The 15,543-nt window shown below is 64.2% G+C and carries 19 protein-coding genes; 12 read left to right on the top strand and 7 right to left on the bottom strand.

What is annotated here, in order from left to right; all coding sequences use genetic code 11:
- The first annotated feature begins 11 nt into the window (after positions 1 to 11).
- The 4 genes from H4W01_RS22605 to H4W01_RS22590 all read left to right on the top strand — a co-directional run bounded on the left by H4W01_RS22605 (position 12) and on the right by H4W01_RS22590 (position 3,853).
- Positions 12 to 236 carry a conjugal transfer protein TraD gene (locus H4W01_RS22605; RefSeq protein ID WP_209613701.1) on the top strand — a complete coding sequence of 75 codons (225 nt, stop codon included), beginning with the start codon at positions 12 to 14 and terminating at the stop codon, positions 234 to 236.
- Positions 233 to 484, top strand: coding sequence for a helix-turn-helix domain-containing protein (locus H4W01_RS22600; RefSeq protein WP_209613699.1), 252 nt, complete (start codon positions 233 to 235; stop codon positions 482 to 484). Before H4W01_RS22605 ends, H4W01_RS22600 begins: the two co-directional genes overlap by 4 nt.
- A complete protein-coding gene (locus tag H4W01_RS22595) occupies positions 484 to 2,139 on the top strand; it encodes a type IV secretory system conjugative DNA transfer family protein (RefSeq protein ID WP_209613766.1) in 1,656 nt (551 codons plus the stop codon). The genes H4W01_RS22600 and H4W01_RS22595 overlap by 1 nt, the downstream gene beginning before the upstream one ends.
- 619 nt (positions 2,140 to 2,758) lie before the next feature.
- On the top strand, positions 2,759 to 3,853 hold the full coding sequence (locus H4W01_RS22590; RefSeq protein WP_209613697.1) for a replication initiator protein A: 1,095 nt from the start codon (positions 2,759 to 2,761) through the stop codon (positions 3,851 to 3,853).
- A 60-nt stretch (positions 3,854 to 3,913) separates the two neighbouring features.
- On the opposite strand, the gene H4W01_RS22585 is transcribed toward H4W01_RS22590, so the two are convergent.
- Positions 3,914 to 4,216: a ribbon-helix-helix domain-containing protein gene (locus H4W01_RS22585; RefSeq protein WP_209613695.1), complete on the bottom strand. Its 303-nt coding sequence runs from the start codon at positions 4,214 to 4,216 to the stop codon at positions 3,914 to 3,916.
- Positions 4,213 to 4,866: a ParA family partition ATPase gene (gene parA, locus H4W01_RS22580; protein WP_209613693.1), complete on the bottom strand. Its 654-nt coding sequence runs from the start codon at positions 4,864 to 4,866 to the stop codon at positions 4,213 to 4,215. Before parA ends, H4W01_RS22585 begins: the two co-directional genes overlap by 4 nt.
- A 22-nt stretch (positions 4,867 to 4,888) precedes the next feature.
- Between parA and H4W01_RS22965 the strand changes: the two genes are divergently transcribed.
- Positions 4,889 to 5,458, top strand: a complete 570-nt coding sequence (locus tag H4W01_RS22965; RefSeq protein WP_334685452.1) for a type II toxin-antitoxin system RelE/ParE family toxin — start codon at positions 4,889 to 4,891, stop codon at positions 5,456 to 5,458.
- The gene (locus H4W01_RS22570) at positions 5,455 to 5,751 is read left to right on the top strand and encodes a helix-turn-helix domain-containing protein (protein ID WP_209613690.1); all 297 of its coding nucleotides are present in this window, start codon (positions 5,455 to 5,457) and stop codon (positions 5,749 to 5,751) included. The genes H4W01_RS22965 and H4W01_RS22570 overlap by 4 nt, the downstream gene beginning before the upstream one ends.
- A 58-nt stretch (positions 5,752 to 5,809) precedes the next feature.
- Here H4W01_RS22570 and H4W01_RS22565 read toward each other — a convergent pair whose 3' ends face one another.
- From H4W01_RS22565 to H4W01_RS22555, 3 genes are read right to left on the bottom strand one after another with little or no spacing between them, the layout of a single operon-like run.
- Complete coding sequence (locus H4W01_RS22565; protein WP_209613688.1) at positions 5,810 to 5,986, bottom strand: hypothetical protein; 177 nt, start codon at positions 5,984 to 5,986, stop codon at positions 5,810 to 5,812.
- 12 nt (positions 5,987 to 5,998) lie between these two features.
- Positions 5,999 to 6,961 (bottom strand): tyrosine-type recombinase/integrase, encoded by a 963-nt coding sequence (locus H4W01_RS22560; protein WP_209613686.1) that lies wholly within the window; start codon positions 6,959 to 6,961, stop codon positions 5,999 to 6,001.
- Between the two features lie 2 nt (positions 6,962 to 6,963).
- On the bottom strand, positions 6,964 to 7,209 hold the full coding sequence (locus H4W01_RS22555; RefSeq protein WP_209613684.1) for a hypothetical protein: 246 nt from the start codon (positions 7,207 to 7,209) through the stop codon (positions 6,964 to 6,966).
- A gap of 220 nt (positions 7,210 to 7,429) precedes the next feature.
- Here H4W01_RS22555 and H4W01_RS22550 point away from each other — a divergent pair, with 220 nt between their 5' ends.
- Positions 7,430 to 8,512 (top strand): AAA family ATPase, encoded by a 1,083-nt coding sequence (locus tag H4W01_RS22550; RefSeq protein WP_209613682.1) that lies wholly within the window; start codon positions 7,430 to 7,432, stop codon positions 8,510 to 8,512.
- Positions 8,509 to 8,979 carry a hypothetical protein gene (locus H4W01_RS22545; RefSeq protein WP_209613680.1) on the top strand — a complete coding sequence of 157 codons (471 nt, stop codon included), beginning with the start codon at positions 8,509 to 8,511 and terminating at the stop codon, positions 8,977 to 8,979. Before H4W01_RS22550 ends, H4W01_RS22545 begins: the two co-directional genes overlap by 4 nt.
- Positions 8,980 to 9,152: 173 nt before the next feature.
- On the opposite strand, the gene H4W01_RS22540 is transcribed toward H4W01_RS22545, so the two are convergent.
- Both H4W01_RS22540 and H4W01_RS22535 read right to left on the bottom strand, forming a co-directional pair.
- The gene (locus tag H4W01_RS22540; RefSeq protein ID WP_209613678.1) at positions 9,153 to 10,496 is read right to left on the bottom strand and encodes an IS1182 family transposase; all 1,344 of its coding nucleotides are present in this window, start codon (positions 10,494 to 10,496) and stop codon (positions 9,153 to 9,155) included.
- 93 nt (positions 10,497 to 10,589) lie between these two features.
- A complete protein-coding gene (locus H4W01_RS22535; RefSeq protein WP_334685457.1) occupies positions 10,590 to 11,048 on the bottom strand; it encodes a MerR family transcriptional regulator in 459 nt (152 codons plus the stop codon).
- Between the two features lie 268 nt (positions 11,049 to 11,316).
- Here H4W01_RS22535 and H4W01_RS22530 point away from each other — a divergent pair, with 268 nt between their 5' ends.
- From H4W01_RS22530 to H4W01_RS22515, 4 genes are all read left to right on the top strand, one after another.
- A complete protein-coding gene (locus tag H4W01_RS22530) occupies positions 11,317 to 11,862 on the top strand; it encodes a hypothetical protein (RefSeq protein WP_126849571.1) in 546 nt (181 codons plus the stop codon).
- Positions 11,863 to 12,018: 156 nt separating this feature from the next.
- The gene (locus tag H4W01_RS22525) at positions 12,019 to 12,663 is read left to right on the top strand and encodes a recombinase family protein (RefSeq protein WP_126849570.1); all 645 of its coding nucleotides are present in this window, start codon (positions 12,019 to 12,021) and stop codon (positions 12,661 to 12,663) included.
- The gene (locus H4W01_RS22520) at positions 12,663 to 14,324 is read left to right on the top strand and encodes an IS481 family transposase (protein WP_126849569.1); all 1,662 of its coding nucleotides are present in this window, start codon (positions 12,663 to 12,665) and stop codon (positions 14,322 to 14,324) included. Before H4W01_RS22525 ends, H4W01_RS22520 begins: the two co-directional genes overlap by 1 nt.
- The gene (locus tag H4W01_RS22515) at positions 14,324 to 15,295 is read left to right on the top strand and encodes an ExeA family protein (protein WP_126849568.1); all 972 of its coding nucleotides are present in this window, start codon (positions 14,324 to 14,326) and stop codon (positions 15,293 to 15,295) included. The genes H4W01_RS22520 and H4W01_RS22515 overlap by 1 nt, the downstream gene beginning before the upstream one ends.
- The last annotated feature ends 248 nt before the right edge of the window (positions 15,296 to 15,543 follow it).

The raw sequence follows: 15,543 nt of genomic DNA, 5'->3' as shown, positions 1-15,543 counted from the left end.
GGAACTGGGTCGTGCAACGCCGCGAACGAACGCGTCACCTGATCGAGCTGGGCGGGCTGGTCCAGAAGGCCGGGCTGGTCGAGTTGACCGATGACGATCGCGCCACCCTTTACGGGGCGCTGCTCGATCTTGCCGGACGCGCGCGGGGCGATGATGCCGGCGACGCGCTGACGCTGTGGAAGCGGCGCGGCAAACGGGCCTTCGACATGGATCTCGGTGAGCAAAACCCGTCATGAACCCAGGTAGCGATCCGACCCGTCACGCCAGCGTCATGCAGCGCCTGGTAGGCGCGAACGTCCGCCGGTTGCGCACGGGCCTCACCCTGACCATGGATGATCTTGCCGGCCGGATCGGCTCGAACGGGGATTCCGTCAGGGCGATTGAGGACGGCCGCATCGATATCGAAATCGACATGCTGGTCGCACTGTCCGACGCCCTCGGCACCGAGGTCCACCTGCTTGTGGCCCCCGAGGCGTCCTCGTGATTGAGTGGTTCCGCCAGCTCGGCCGGGCGTCGCGCAATCTTGGTCGCACCGCGCGCCAGAACCCGGTGTGGGCAGTCCAGTCGTTGATCTTTAGCCCCTTCCGCTTCGCCCGCCACCTGTTCGGCGTGCTGGTCCTGATGGTGGCCGTCGTCGTCGTTCTGATCCTCGGCTCGGATGCGGTGATCTGGTACTTCGGCCTGGCGCGATATCCGACGCTCGTCGCGGCCGTCCAGGTGCTGATCTGGCTCGCCGTCCTGCTCGTGCCTCTGCGCGCGCTCTTTCAGCCGTTGATCCTGCACTACGGCGGAGCAGGCGCCGCCGACACGCACGGCTCGGCCCGCTTCGCCACCGCCAGCGAGGCGAATGCCCTCAACGACGATCATGGCCTGCTGATCGGCCGCGACGTGAAGACCGGCAGGCCGATGCGCTATGCCGGTCCCGCGCATCTGCTGACGATCGCGCCCACCCGCACCGGCAAGGGCGTCGGCACGATCATCCCCAACCTGCTCGAATATCCGTTCGCGGTCGTCTGTTTTGACCCCAAAGGCGAGAACGCCCGCATCGCCGCGCGCCAGCGCGGCAAGTTCGGTGCGGTCCATGTCCTCGATCCGTTCGGCGTCACCGGCCTGGTCTCGGCCGCGTTCAACCCGCTCGATCGCATCGACCCGCACGGCCTCGATCTTGCCGACGACTGCATGACGCTCGCCGACGCGCTGGTCCACGACGCGCCCGGCGAAGCCGGCGAGGCGCATTGGAACGAGGAAGCCAAGGCGCTGATCGCCGGCATCCTGCTTCACGTCGTCACCACCGAACCGCCCGCCACACGCAACCTCGAAACGCTGCGCGACCGGCTGACGCTCGCCCCGGCCGCTCTGGCGGCGCAGCTCGCCGCGATGCAGGCACAAGGTGGCCTGGTCGCGCGCGCCGCCAACCGCCAGCTCGGCAAATCCGATCGCGAAGCCGCCGGCGTGCTGTCGGCCGCGCAACGCCACACGCATTTTCTCGACTCCCCGCGCATGGCGGCGGTGCTGGGGCGCTCGGATTTCACGTTCGCGGGCCTGAAAACCGCGCCAGCGACGGTTTTCCTCGTGCTGCCGCCCGACCGGCTCGCCAGCTATGCCCGCTGGCTGCGGCTGATGGTCGCGCAAGCCCTGACCGAGCTGGCGCGCGCGCCGGGTCGCCCGCCCTGGCCCGTGCTGTTCCTGCTCGACGAGTTCGCCGCCCTCGGCCGTCTCGAACCGGTCGAACGCGCGATGGGGCTGATGGCGGGCTATGGCGTCCAGCTCTGGCCGATCCTCCAGGACGTCCACCAGCTCCGCTCCCTCTATGGCCAACGCGCCGGCACCTTCCTGTCGAACGCCGGGGTGCTCCAGGTGTTCGGGGTCAACGATCAGGACAGCGCCAAGCTGGTCTCCGATCTGGCCGGGCAGGAAACCGTCGTGTTCGAGACGATGAGCCGCGCGCTCGATGCGGAGCAGACTGGGATTTCCTACGGGCAGCAGCACGTCGGCCGCCCGCTCCTCACTCCCGATGAGGTCCGCACACTCAAGCCCGATCGCCAGCTCCTGTTTCTCGCCGGGCAACGCCCGATCATCGCCGCCAAGCTGCGCTACTATGTCGATCGCGAGTTCGCCGGGCGGTTCGATCCTGCGTAATGGTCGCGGCGGTTCGTTTGATCGCAAACCAACGGCGCGATTTAAGCCCCGCTGACGACGTTCGCCGCGATCGGCACCCTGAACCACCCGAAAGCCCCTCTCCTGCCCTCACGGCGCGCCTGGGCGGCCGTAGCGGGCGATTACGCCCCACCTCGCCCATCTTTTTCCGCCTAGCCAGCGGCGCAAGCGCCGCCCTTGTGACGCCGAAGGCGGCACGAAACGAAAGCGCATCGACCGTAGGCCGATTCCATATGAACCTTCTCTCATGGCCGCTGGGAGAGGCGGCGCTTTCTTCTCTTTGGACGTTGCGGCGATCGATGTGGCCCGAAGTTTTCCACAGGCCCGCTGAGTGTTAATATATGGGTTTAGAGTCGTGTTACGAGATTTCGGCGGATTTATAAGCACCTGAATATAAACGGTTCTTCGGAGGAAATTTGCCTCGCGGTGAATCCACTATGACGAAAAAGCGAATCTAGAGTGACGATAAGGCGAATCCACTCTGACGATAGGCCAGTCCCCTCCAAGCGTAATCGAAATGACGATAGCGAGGCGGTGAATCTGAAATGACGATAATCCGCTTGCGTATGTGAAATGACGATAGTAGCTCTGCGTTAGTGAAATGACGATAGACCCTGCCCCTTCCCTGTTTGACGCCGCGCCGACCGTGGAGGGCGACGATCGCACGCCGCTGCTGCCAGTGCGGCACCCCAACCAGGACTTATTCATCTGCGACGTGCTGGACGCGATCCCGAAGGATGACATGGCCTCGATGGAGCATCCGGTCTTTTCGCTTTCGACCAAGCCCGACAACCGGATGCGGCGCTACGAGCATAACGGCAACGTCATCGAGATCATCCCTTCGGGCAAGGGCCTGGCGACAATCCACGACAAGGACATATTGATCTACTGCATTTCGCAGCTCGTCGCGAAAATGAACCGGGGCGAATCTCCAAGCCGCACCGTCCGCCTGCAAGCCTATGACATGCTGGTCGCCACCAACCGCCAGACCAGTGGCGAAGGCTATCGGCTGATGACCGACGCCCTCACCCGCTTGCGTGGAACGACCGTGCGGACCAACATTCAGACCGGCGGTGTCGAGGAAACGCGGATTTTCGGCTTGATCGAGGAAGCGAAGATCACCCGCAAGACGTTCGACGGCCGAATGCTGGATCTTGAAATCACCCTGTCGGAATGGGTTTACCGCTCCGTCATCAGCAAGAATGTCCTGACCCTCCATCGGGACTATTTCCGGCTCCGCAAGCCGTTCGAGCGGCGCATGTATGAGCTGGCCCGCAAACATTGCGGCGTGAAGGACGAATGGAAGATCGGGCTGGAGCTGCTACAAAAGAAATGCGGCTCGAACAGCCCGCTCCGCGTGTTCCGGGCCTTGGTCAAGAAGGTCTGCGAGCATGACGCGGACCACGGCCATTTCCCCGACTATGCCGTGACGATGGACGATGACGTCATTCTGTTTCGTAACCGTTCCGGTCTTAAAGCGAAGCCCGATCCTGTCAGCCTCGCCAACGATGCGCCTTATATCGACCCTGAAACCATGCACGACGCCAAGACCGCCGCGCCGGGATACGACATTTACGCGCTCTATGGCGAATGGGTGTCGTGGTGGCACGACATGGGCAAGCCCGAACTGAGAAGCCCCGGCGGGGCCTTCATCGGCTTTTGCAAGAAACGGCACGAACGCAAACCGATGCGATGACCCCGCTCATGCTGGCAAGTATTCATATTCACATGCTGTCATGCTTGCATGTAAGCATACTCATTTGCCAACAGGGCTTTCCCCCATCTTGCGAAGCCAGTCGTTGAACGCTTCTGCCATTGCGTCCTGCAAACTCATGCCGTGCCTGCGAGCGGTCATGTGCATGGCGAACGACATATCCGGGCTGAAATAGCCCGTCATTGCCTTCTTGCCTTGGCGGCTCGGCGCAACCGGGCTGCTGCCGGTCGCCGTGCCGGTGCCGCCGACGATCGGCGCGGATGCCCTCCCCTCCGGCTCGGCCGTCGCCGGCGACGGCGCGGGATCGCGATCCCGCAATGCAAGCAATGATCCTTTCCGGCTCATGCGCTGGCCCTTCGTTTCCTAGATGCGGGCATGTTTACATGCTTACATGCCCACTTGTAAAGCTGACGCACCTCGTCGGACGCCTTGCCGTTCGGCTCGATCTCCATCACGGTTTTTCCTTCGGTCGCCGCATGGCGGAACGCGGCGCGATCCGCGATATGCAGCGGGCAGGCTTCCAGCCCATAGCCCTGCACGAGCTGCGCCGCCTCGTCATACATGCGCGGCGCGGTCGGGCTTCCCGCCGTGAAGATCACGAAAGCGGGCTTGCCGCGCATCTTCACAAGGCTTGCGGTCGTTTTGATGGCGGCCAAGTCGAACGCGCTCGGCCGACACGGGATCAACACCAGGTCGGCCGCTTCGACGGCGGCGCTGGCGGCGCTGTCGGCATGGGGCGGGGTGTCGATCACGATGAACGTCGCGCCCTGCGCCGTCGCCTGCTCAATCTTGGCGGCGAGGCGAGGTGGCGCGCTATCGATCACGACCGGGGGCGCGTCCTTGCGCCACGCCGCCCATTGGCTCGCCGTCGCCTGCGGGTCGAGGTCGATCAACAGCGCGGTATGACCGGAGTCCTCGGCGGCGGCGGCCAGATGCAGGGCGAGGGTGGTCTTGCCCGCGCCCCCCTTCTGGCTGATAATAGCGATTGTTGGCATGTGAATATCCTTACATGACCGCATGTTTGCATGTGAGCATAACGCATCCTCTGCCCGAATGAAAGGGCGGACGATTCGCGTCTCGCCGCCGTCTTCCCGCACGCGATATCGCCCCGCCATGTGGATCGTCACCGGATGGCCAAGACCGCTGGCGGGCTTGGGGAGCGCAGCGAGTAGAGCCACGGTGCCGCGCAGCGGCAGGCGCAAGAGGGAAAACTTGCGCTCCTGTCTCGGTTCTGATACATCATGTGCGATGGAGCCTGTGTCCACGAAGCCGATTCATTTCCTGGGCGACAGTCGCGAGGCTCTACGGGATTTCCCAGACGATGCCCGCTACAGCGCTGGTACTGAACTTCGGGCGGTCCAAACGGGACTCGATGCTTCGGATTGGAAGCCCATCAAGACAGTGGGGGCGGGTGTAAGGGAGATAAGAATTAGGGAGGCATCAGGCGCGTTTCGAGTGATCTATTTGGCGACTTTGCCGGATCGGGTGCTTGTGCTTCATGCGTTTCAGAAAAAGACGCAACAGACGCCGCAAAAGGACATCGATCTAGCCGCGAAACGGCTGAAAATTTGGAAGGCCGAACAATGAACGCCGAAACCATGAATGTCGAAGTCTTCGATAGCGTCTTTGACGCGCTCGCCGACACTCCGGCGGAAGCGGCCAACCTGACGGCGCGCGCGGACCTGTTGCTGAGCATCCGCGAGCGGGTGAAGTCGTGGAACGTGCCGCAGGAACAAGCTGCCAAGCGGCTCGGCCTGACCCGGCCACGCCTCAATGATCTTTTGCGCGGAAAGCTCGACAAATTCTCGCTGGATGCGCTGGTCAACGTCGCGACGGCGGCGGGTTTCAAGCTGCATATCCAGCTCGAAGAGGCTGCTTGAGCGAGGCAGCGGGGTAGGCGACCATGACAGGGGCTAATCGAGACCGCGAAGTCTTTTATCAGCCGATCGAGCCGGCCGAAATCAGGCGTCTGCGCCAAGATAACGGTTTGAGCCAAGCCGGGTTCGCTTGCTGGCTCTTGACCACCAAGCGCACCGTCCAGCGCTGGGAGGCTGGCACGATGCGGCCGATCGGCCCCTCGCTTGCGTTGCTGACGTTAGTCAAACGGCGCGGCATCCGGATTCTCGCCTAGATCAGCACGCGCTCCACCTCGTCCAGTGTCACGTCGTCGGGGCGGCGATCGTAGAGCTGGGTGGTGCGGGTCGAAGCGTGGTTCGCCATCGTCGCGGCGCGCTCCAGCGTCCCGCCGTTTTTCAGATAGGCGGTGATCCCGGTTGCCCGGAACGAGTGGTTGCCGATCGCCGTCGCGATCTCGGCCGCGACGGCGCGGCGACGGACCATCTGAAACGCATTGCCCTGGGGCAGGGGGGTGTCGCTTAGTCGCTTAGTCCCGCGCGCAATCGTGCGGAACAGCGGCCCCTTGCGGTCATCGCGCAAGCCGCACCCGTCGATGTAGACGGTCAGATATTCCTCAAGATTGTGGTGGCAGGGCATCTCGTGGCGCTTGCCGCCCTTCTCCTGCAGCCGGACCCATAGCCGCCGGTTCTGCACGAACACGTCCTCCACCCGCATCGCGAGCGCCGCGCCGATCCGCGCAAACGAATAGACCATCAACCCGATCAGCGCCCGATCGCGAAGTCCGGCCGGCGTCGTCACGTCGATCGCGTCCAGCAATCGCCGCGCCTCGTCGGGGGCAAGCACCGGCGTCTTGCCGCGCCGGACGCTGTGCGCCGGTCCGCGCACCGACGCGGCCGGGTTTGTCGGCATCACCTGGCCTGTCACCAGCCAATCGAACAGGTGGCGCACGCCAGCGAGCCGCTGCTTGACGGTCGGCGCGCTCACCTCGCGGCCGAGCTGCTCAATCCATGCCGCAACGTGAAGCGGCTGCACCGCAGCGATCGACGCCACGCCGCGCGCGTCGCACCAAGCCAGGAACTCGCCCGCCGCCCGCGCATAGGCGCGCCGTGTATGCGGGTTGCGGATGGTGACGGCGAAGAACTCCAGGAAGCGGCGCTGCGCGGACGCGTCGGCCGATGCGACCAGCGCCGGCAGCGCGAACGCGGGTGAGGGCAGGGGGGTGAGCTGGCTCATGGTCAGCCGTCCAGATGCTTGCCTATATATTTGCGCACCCGCTTCATTTCCTCGGCGCGCTTGTCGTCGGTCCAGTCCTTCTTGTCGGCATAGCCGTTCACATGACCCTCGACATCCGCCCATCCGAGGCCGGCGGCCTTCGCTTGGTCGCGATAGGCGCGGGCACGCTGCTTGTCGCTGGGGTGGATCGCGAACGGTGCGCTCATATGCGCGAAGCCGCCACCGACCAGCTTATCCCAATCCGGCATTTTCTCATCTCCTCCTACATCCGATAAAGGACATTATCATATGTAGAACGAGCTGTGAATCCTTCTCCGAAACGATAGGTGGATTCGAGATATGCTACGATCCGATCGGAACCGTTTGGCTGCGGGCGGCGCGGCTCTCGCGCGAACGACCGTTTTCGAGAGGTAGGAAAAAAGCACAACGCCTCTTGAAAGCTCGTTGTGAACATCATACACACTGTCTGTGACCATCGTACACGGAGGAAGTTTGCTCAAGGATAACGGTCACGAACTGGTAGGGATCAACGAGGTCGCAAAGATGGCCGGCGTGTCGAAACAGGCCGTCGCCAACTGGCGAGTGCGCGCCTCCGACTTTCCCGAACCGGTTACCGAACTGGCCTCGGGGCCGATCTTCCTCCGAGCCAACATCCGCGCCTGGCTGCGCCGAAACAAGCGAAGTGGAACCCCGATGACCCATGTGATTTCGACCATCAACCTGAAGGGCGGCGTCGGCAAGACGACCACCACGGTCGCGCTCGCCGAGACGTTCTCCGCCTTGATGGGCAAACGCGTCCTCGTGATCGACCTCGATCCGCAGACCAACGCCACACTGATGCTCATCGGCGAGGATCGTTGGTCCGCCCTCAATGCCAAGGGACACACCCTCGCCCGCCTGTTTCAGGACGCAATGGACCCCGACCACCGGAAGTTCGATATGACGGCTACGCTCCAGAAGGGCGTTTCGGATGTCCGCTCTGCGACCACGATCGATCTGCTTCCTTCCAGCCTTGACCTCATCGACGTGCAGGACAAGCTGGCATCCGCTCCTGCCGGCAAGTTCTTCTCGGCCAATCCGATCGAGCTCCTCAATCGTGCGGTGAAGTCGCGCATCGATGAGTACGACCTTGTGATCGTGGACTGTCCCCCGAACCTCGGCATCATCACCCTCAACGGTCTGCGGATTTCGGATCACTACATCATTCCGACGATCCCGGACTATATGTCCACCTACGGCATCCCCCAGATCGTCGGCCGCGTCGCCGGCTTTTCGGAAGCGATAGGCGAGAATATCGAGCCTCTGGGTATCGTCGCGACCAAGTTCCAGGCGAACTCCACGGTTCACGGCAACGTCATCAAGCAGCTCAAGAGTGATAAGAATCTACCGGCAGTGATGAACACCGTGATCCGGCAGGGTAACGCGGTCGCCGCGGCAGCGGAGTTTCAGGCGCACTCCCGCACGATCAAGCAGAAGTACCCCGGCGATCTCGGCGACGACTTCTACAGCCTAGCGCACGAAATCTGGTCTGACCTGGAGGACGGGCTGTGACCATCAAGAAGAAGCTGAACGCGCTCCTGCGCGAGGTGATCGCCGAAGCGGAGGCCAACCCTGCTTTTCAGGAACGCCTCGCGAAGGCGCTCGGTCCTGACGAGAAGCCGGTTAAGGCCCCCGTCGAGCGGGAGCGGCAGCTGAAGCAGACCGAACACAAACGACCGAGCAACCGGCGGACCCCTGCCGTGCTCGATCCGGTACAGCTCGCCCGAAACAGCGAATCCGAGCTGCGCGACGCTCTAGCAAAACTGGATATCGAGCAGTTGCGCGACGTGGTGGCGGATTACGGCATGGACCCGGGCAAGCTGGTGATGAAGTGGCGCGATGCGGGCCGTATCGCCGACCGCATAGTCGAGATCGCACGCGGTCGCGCACAAAAGGGAAGCGCGTTCCTGCCGCCGTCAGAAACGGTGGAAGCGAAAGCGGACGAACCCACCCTCCCGCTGGAAGGCTCCAAAGAATGATGCCGTTCTCGGCCGATCGCGGCTGACGCGAGGTTCTGATGCCTGCAAACCCGCGGAAAAGCTGGGGCAGGGCGGCGGTGTCACAACCGACCGAGGCTGTTGAAAAAGGCTGCGCGGTCGAGGGCGGAGGCAGGGCGGACACCCGCAGCGCGCCGGCAGGCGAGCCGCTCGGCTTAGGCCGGGGCTACCCGGCGGGCGAGGATCTGGAGGTTGTAGGCGGCTGCTGCCATCGTGAACTCCTCGGCGGCTCCGGCGAGGCCTCTGAGCTTGAGCGATCTGAGCTTCAGGTTGCGTTTGAGGTGCCCGAACACGCGCTCGATGCGCTTTCGTCGCTGTCTCGCACGAGTATAGGCTTCGGTTCCGGCGAGCGCGCGGACCTGGTCGCGCGCGTCCTCGTCGACAAGGCGCGTGACGGCGCGCTGCCTGGCAGTCGTGCATCGCGGCTTGAGCGGGCACGCGGCGCAGTCGGCTGCGTGGCTGCGGTAGCGACGCACCTGGCTGGCGCGTATGGTGCCGCGGTAGGTGAGCGGCTTGTCAGCCGGGCAGCGATACGCGTCCGCCTCCCGGTCGTAGGTAAACGCGTCGCGGGTGAAGAAGCCGTCGCGCTGGCGGGTGCGGTCGATGACGGGCACGTAGGGCGTGATGTTCTGGCCGACGAGCCAGCCGAGCAGAGGGCCGTTGCCGTATGCCTTGTCGGCCGCAAGGCTCGCGGGCGCGACGCCCAGTTTGTCCTTGACGCGCGCGATCAGTGTCCGGGTCACCGCGACCTCGGCCGAAAAGCGCGCGGGCGTCGCCTCCACGTCGAGGATGCAGTCGGTGTCGAGATCGAGGAGCGGGTTGATGGCGTAGGCAAAGCGGCCGGGACCGTGCTTGCAGGTGAACGAGGCTTGCGGGTCGGTCGGCGATACATGAGCGGGCTCGACGGATGCCGGCTCGTCGGGGTCGGGAGGCAGGGCCGCGTCGAGCGCAGCGAGGTACTCCGCCACGGGCCGCGACACCGCTTCCCGCGCGCGCAGCTCGTCGGCCGCGGTCGCGCCGGGCAGCTTCTTCTCCCAGCTCGCGTCCGCCAAGATCGTGCTCCCGTCCACCGCCACTTCGCGGCCCGCGACCAGCCCGGCGACCGCGCACCGCGTCACAACCTCCTCGAACAACAACCGGTGCAGGTCGCACTCGCGAAAGCGCCCATGCCGGTTCTTGGAAAAGGTCGAGTGGTCGGGCACCGTGTCGCCGAGATCGAGCCGGCAGAACCAGCGATAGGCGAGGTTGAGGTGGACCTCCTCGCACAAGCGTCGCTCCGAACGGATGCCGAACAGGTAGCCGACCAGCAGCATCCTGAGCATCAGCTCCGGGTCGACCGACGGCCGGCCGGTCGCGCTGTAGCTCGCCGCGAGCGCTGCGCGTGCGAAGCCGAAGTCGAGCAATCCGTCGATGCGCCGCAACAGGTGATCGGCCGGCACATGGTCGTCGAGCCGAAAGCCGTAGAACAGCGATCCCTGTGCTACCTGCCGACCCATCATCGCCCGTGCTCCCCGTCGCCTCAGCGCAGGGAATCACGCCAGCAACGCCACCGCAAGCATGACTTTTTCAACAGTCTCGACCGGTTTTGACACCTAAGTAGTTGTATATTGGTCAAGCAATTCGATCACGGCACAACTCGCCGCCCCGTCGCCCTCGCAACGGTCGATCGTCGTGGCAAGCAGGCTTTCGAGTTGCGCTAGGTCTGCCATTTTCGCGCGAACCCGCTCCAGGTGGTGGGCCGCGATCTCGCGGACCTCACTGCACGACGCCTGCGCGGGACCGCCAAGTGACAGGATCGCGCGCACCTCGGCCGGGGTGAAGCCGAGTTCGCGCGCGCGGCGGATGAATCCAAGGACGCGAACGTGGCCGGCCCCATATACTCGCCGGCCCCCGCTCGTGCGGGGTGGGGTCGCGACAATGCCGACGCGCTCGAAATAGCGGATCGTCTCGATGTTCACGCCGGTTCGGCGCGACAACTCGCCGATAGCTAGGTGTAGCGGCTTGCAATGATGATCGCCCGGAACTGCAATAAAGGGCGGTTTCCGGCTCACATTGGGTGAGACGTTAGGGGCCGGCAGGCTCACATTGGTTGAGACGCAAATCACAATCGGTGCGACGGACGCGAGATGTTCGGCGATCGGCGCAGGATCGCGGACACGCCATGACGTTGCGACTTCGTGGCCCTTTCGACCTGTGAGGTTGCTAAGCCATGACAGACCGCAGGCATGGTCCGCTCCGCACGACGCTTGCAATCACGCGGTGCTGCCTCCAGTCGAAGGCGACGTGCTCACGATGCTGCAGCGAAAGGACGGGTGCGAGATGACCGATGCCAACCGGATCGCTGCCGCCATTAACCTGCGGGTCCGCCAGCTTGAAGCGCAGGGAATCACCGGGATCGCGCTGGCCAATCATATGATCGGCCACATGCAGGACCTGCACGCCATCTACACCACTGCAAGCGACCGGGCGTTACGCGATCTGTGTGACCGCTTTCCCGGGTTTGAGCGTTATGCCAGAATCATGGAGGAGGTTTCGGAACGGAACCAGGCCATGATGGCCTCCGGCAGCCATCCCCATGGCGATTTACCCGAGTTGCCTGAGCCCATGAAAGCAAAGCTCGTGCACGTGCTGCGCGCTGCCGCCGAACTCGAGCGAGAGGCCCAGGCAGCCGTTGATGGTCGCACAGGCGACCTGTCGGAGCGATTGACGGAGTTGAGGCGAAGTTGGGCCGACGGCTGCGCGCGATTAGTATCCGAATTCAAATCCTCGGATTTACCGCTCGGTTCCCAGGCTTTGGTGGAACAGGTGCTCAAGGCGACAGCAGAAAGAATTTGCAAGGCGGTGGAAAACCGTAGCGCAGCCTGATCGCCGGAAACCGATGCCGGGACCGCCAGGAAAACGAGCGGTTTTCTCGCGGTCGGGCGATGCCGCTTCCGGCTGCCCGAAAACAGCAAGAAAACCCGTTGTGAAAACCAGCGCCATCTTGCACCATGCCGGTGATCTTTTCTGGCGGGGTACGCATTGCTCATCGGCTATATCCGGGTGTCCAAGTCGGACGGCACGCAAACGCTGGAGCCGCAGCGCGACGCACTGTTCGCGGCCGGCATCGATCCATCCCGCATCTATGAGGATATGGCCTCGGGTCGGCATGATGCCCGGCCGGGACTCACCGCCTGCCTGAAGGCGCTCCAGCCAGGCAACACGCTCGTCATCTGGAAGCTCGACCGGCTCGGTCGCGATCTGCGTCACCTCGTGACGACGGCGGAGGATCTCCGGTCGCGCGGGGTCGGGTTGAAGGTCCTGGCCGGTGCCGGCGCGCAGATCGACACAACGTCTGCCAATGGCCGTCTCGCTTTCGGCATCTTCGCGGCGTTCGCCGAGTTCGAGCGCGAGTTGATCGCCGAGCGCACCCATGCCGGCCTTGCTGCGGCGCGCGCGCGCGGTCGCATGGGCGGTCGGCCGCGCAAGATGAACCGGGCGACGCTGACGATGGCGATGGCGGCGATGTCCGATCGGGGTGCCGTCGCAGCCGATGTCGCCAAGCGGCTCGGAATCACGACCACCACGCTCTATGTCTACGTCAACGGCGACGGCACTCCCAAGGCGCCGGGGCAGGCGTTGCTCGATGCTGGTCCCAGTCGGCAACTACAAAGCCAGGCTGCGTAATGAGCGCGGGCGTCACGGTCCCCATTGAGGCGATCGTGACGCTCCGGCGTCGATTGGCGGCACTTCCGGCGAGGCATCCTGAGCGGCAGCCGCTGATGGCATCGACCGCCGAACTCTACGATATCAGCCGCGCCACGCTCTACCGGCTGTTGCGCGGCGAGAGGCGTCCGAAGGACGCGCACCGCGCCGATCGTGGTCTGTCGCGGACGATGCCTGCCGACGAGATTGAGTGGTGGTGCGAGGTCGTCGCGGCGATGAAGAGCCGCACGACCAACCGGCAGGGTCGTCGCCTCTCGACGAAACGTATCCTCGAAATCGTCACTGAACACGGCGTCGAGACCCCCGATCGCGGTCTGGTGAAGCTGCCGTCAGGGCGCTTGGCGGCCTCGACGCTCAATCGCCACATGCGGCAACGCGGGTACGACACCGAGCGGATGACGCGCGAGCCGACTGCGGTGCGCTATCAGGCCGAACGCGCCAACATGCTCTGGCATTTCGACATGAGCCCGTCGGACCTCAAACAGTTGAAAGCCCCGACCTGGATCGATCCCGATCGGGGCGGCGCACCGACGCTGATGCTGTTCTCGGTGGTCGATGACCGGTCGGGCGTCGTCTATCAGGAATATGCGCTGGTTTACGGCGAGGATGCCGAGGCGGCGCTGCGCTTCCTGTTCCGGGCGATGGCGCCGAAGGAGGACAATCCCTTCGAAGGCATTCCGGAGAACATCCAGCTCGATGGCGGCCCGGTCGGCAAATCGAGCGTGTTCAAGCGGGTCATGGAATGTCTCGGGATCACCGTCACCCCGCACATGCCGGCAGGGTCGGACGGACGCCGCACTACCGCGCGCGCCAAAGGCAAGGTCGAGCGACCGTTCCGCACCGTCAAGGAAGCGCACGAGACGCTGTACCACTTCCACGAACCCACCAGTGAGGAAGAGGCCAATCGCTGGCTGGCCCGCTACATCGCCACCTACAACGGTGGCGATCATCGTCGCGAGCCGCATTCCCGGATCGACGACTGGCTCGGGCATCTGCCCGACGGCGGCATTCGCGCCATGTGCGGTTGGGAGCGCTATTGTGCATTCGCCCGCGAGCCCGAACGCCGCAAGGTCGGGCTCGACTGCCGCCTGACCGTCGCTGGCGTTACCTATGAGGTCACGTCCGAGGTGGCCGGCGAAACGGTCGTCGTCTGGTGGGGGCTGTTCGACCAGGAGCTATGGGTTGAATATGGCGACGAGCGGTACGGACCGTTCGATCCGGTCGGAGGGCCGGTGCCGCTGCATCGCTACCGCAAACATCGCAAGAGCCGGCGTGAGATTCGCGCGGATCGGGTTGATGCGCTGGCAACGAAAATCGGGATTCCCCGCTCGGTCCTGACGGGCGAGAATGACATCGTGGTGATCGGTCGCAAGCCTGCCGATGGGATCGCGCCTGTGCCGGCCCGGCCATTTGCCGATCCCGACCCGTTCGGCGAACTCACCTTCGCCACGCCGCTCAAGGCACGCTTCGCCATATCCGAGGAGTTGCGCCTGCCCCTGGGCGGGCTTTGCGAGGAGGACCGCGCCTTCATCGACGCGCTGCTCGCGCGCACGCTCTCCAGGCCCGAGGTGATGGAAGAAATCCGCAGGCGATTCCCGCCCGGCCATAGACGGAGCGGCTGATGCAAACCGAGGTAATGCGCTATTACGGACTGGCCCGGCCTCCGGTCGATCTCGGCTTCTTCGAGACCGAGCATCATGCCCAGCTCACCCATGATCTGAAGACTGCGATTAATGGCGGACGCCTAGTTGCGCTCACCGCCACCATCGGCTCGGGCAAGACCGTGCTGACGCGGCGACTGCGCGAAGAGCTGGAGCGCGAGGGGCGCGTGATCGTGTCGCGCGCGCTCAGCCTGGAGAAGGCCAAGATATCGGTACCGCTGTTGGTCGCGGCCCTGTTCTACGACCTCTCGTCGGAGAAGACCGTCTCGATCCCCAGCCAGTCGGAACGGCGCGAACGCGATTTGCAGGAGCTGTTCCGCAAGGCCAAGCGGCCGGTCGCACTGTTCGTCGACGACGCGCACGACCTCCATCCCAAAACGCTGACCGCGCTCAAGCGCCTCGTCGAGCTTGTCACCGAGGGCGGCGGTCAACTTGCCGTGATCCTCGTCGGCCATCCAAAGCTGCGCAACGACCTCAAGCGCCCTCTTATGGAGGAAATCGGCGATCGGACGACGGTGTTCGAGTTTGGCGGTCTGCGCGACCGTCAGCGCGATTACATCGACTGGGCGCTGCGCACTGCGCTGTCGCCGGGGATTGAGCCCGATGCCGTGCTGACCGAGGATGCCGCGATCCTGCTCGCCGCCAAGCTCAAGACCCCGCTCCAGATCGGCCGTCATCTTGTGCGGGCGTTCGAGGCAGGGTTCGAGGCCAGCGTGAAACCGATCGACGCCGCGACCGTCGAGGGTGTGCTTTCACGCCAGATCGACGACCTCGAACCTCAGCTTACCCGCCACGGCTACGACACGAAGAGCCTGGCGGACCAGTTCTACGCCAAGCCGGCGGAAATCCGCCAATTGCTCCGGGGCGGACTCGACCCGGCTCGTGCGCGCGAACTGACCGACGATATGCGAGCAGCAGGATTGCCGCTTTGACCGCCGTGTCCGCGATCCTGCGCCCATCGCCGAACATCTCACGTCCGTCGCACCGAATGTGATTTGCGTCTCAACGAAACTGCGTCTGCCGCGCCCTTCCGTCTCACGCAATGTGAGCCGGAAACCGTCCTTTATTGCAGTTCCGGCCGCGCATCATTGCAAGCCACTACAGCTAGGCCTTTCTCATCCCTCATAATTCGCTTGCTCCTGTAGCCGCTACAGGAGGCATAGGGGGTTATTCCGCCGGA

Origin of the sequence: Sphingomonas sp. PL20, from assembly GCF_017875905.1 — a bacterium.
Taxonomy (GTDB): Bacteria; Pseudomonadota; Alphaproteobacteria; order Sphingomonadales; family Sphingomonadaceae; genus Sphingomonas; species Sphingomonas echinoides.
This window is presented reverse-complemented; position numbering and strand designations above follow the sequence as displayed.

Coding starts and splice junctions, on each gene's coding strand:
- H4W01_RS22515 (WP_126849568.1), top strand. CDS start 14,324: ATGCAAACCGAGGTAATGCGCTATTACGGACTGGCCCGGCCTCCGGTC.
- H4W01_RS22590 (WP_209613697.1), top strand. CDS start 2,759: ATGACGATAGACCCTGCCCCTTCCCTGTTTGACGCCGCGCCGACCGTG.
- H4W01_RS22520 (WP_126849569.1), top strand. CDS start 12,663: ATGAGCGCGGGCGTCACGGTCCCCATTGAGGCGATCGTGACGCTCCGG.
- H4W01_RS22555 (WP_209613684.1), bottom strand. CDS start 7,209: ATGCCGGATTGGGATAAGCTGGTCGGTGGCGGCTTCGCGCATATGAGC.
- H4W01_RS22570 (WP_209613690.1), top strand. CDS start 5,455: ATGAACGCCGAAACCATGAATGTCGAAGTCTTCGATAGCGTCTTTGAC.
- H4W01_RS22565 (WP_209613688.1), bottom strand. CDS start 5,986: ATGCCGCGCCGTTTGACTAACGTCAGCAACGCAAGCGAGGGGCCGATC.
- parA (WP_209613693.1), bottom strand. CDS start 4,866: ATGCCAACAATCGCTATTATCAGCCAGAAGGGGGGCGCGGGCAAGACC.
- H4W01_RS22560 (WP_209613686.1), bottom strand. CDS start 6,961: ATGAGCCAGCTCACCCCCCTGCCCTCACCCGCGTTCGCGCTGCCGGCG.
- H4W01_RS22540 (WP_209613678.1), bottom strand. CDS start 10,496: ATGATGGGTCGGCAGGTAGCACAGGGATCGCTGTTCTACGGCTTTCGG.
- H4W01_RS22530 (WP_126849571.1), top strand. CDS start 11,317: ATGACCGATGCCAACCGGATCGCTGCCGCCATTAACCTGCGGGTCCGC.
- H4W01_RS22585 (WP_209613695.1), bottom strand. CDS start 4,216: ATGAGCCGGAAAGGATCATTGCTTGCATTGCGGGATCGCGATCCCGCG.
- H4W01_RS22600 (WP_209613699.1), top strand. CDS start 233: ATGAACCCAGGTAGCGATCCGACCCGTCACGCCAGCGTCATGCAGCGC.
- H4W01_RS22965 (WP_334685452.1), top strand. CDS start 4,889: ATGTTTGCATGTGAGCATAACGCATCCTCTGCCCGAATGAAAGGGCGG.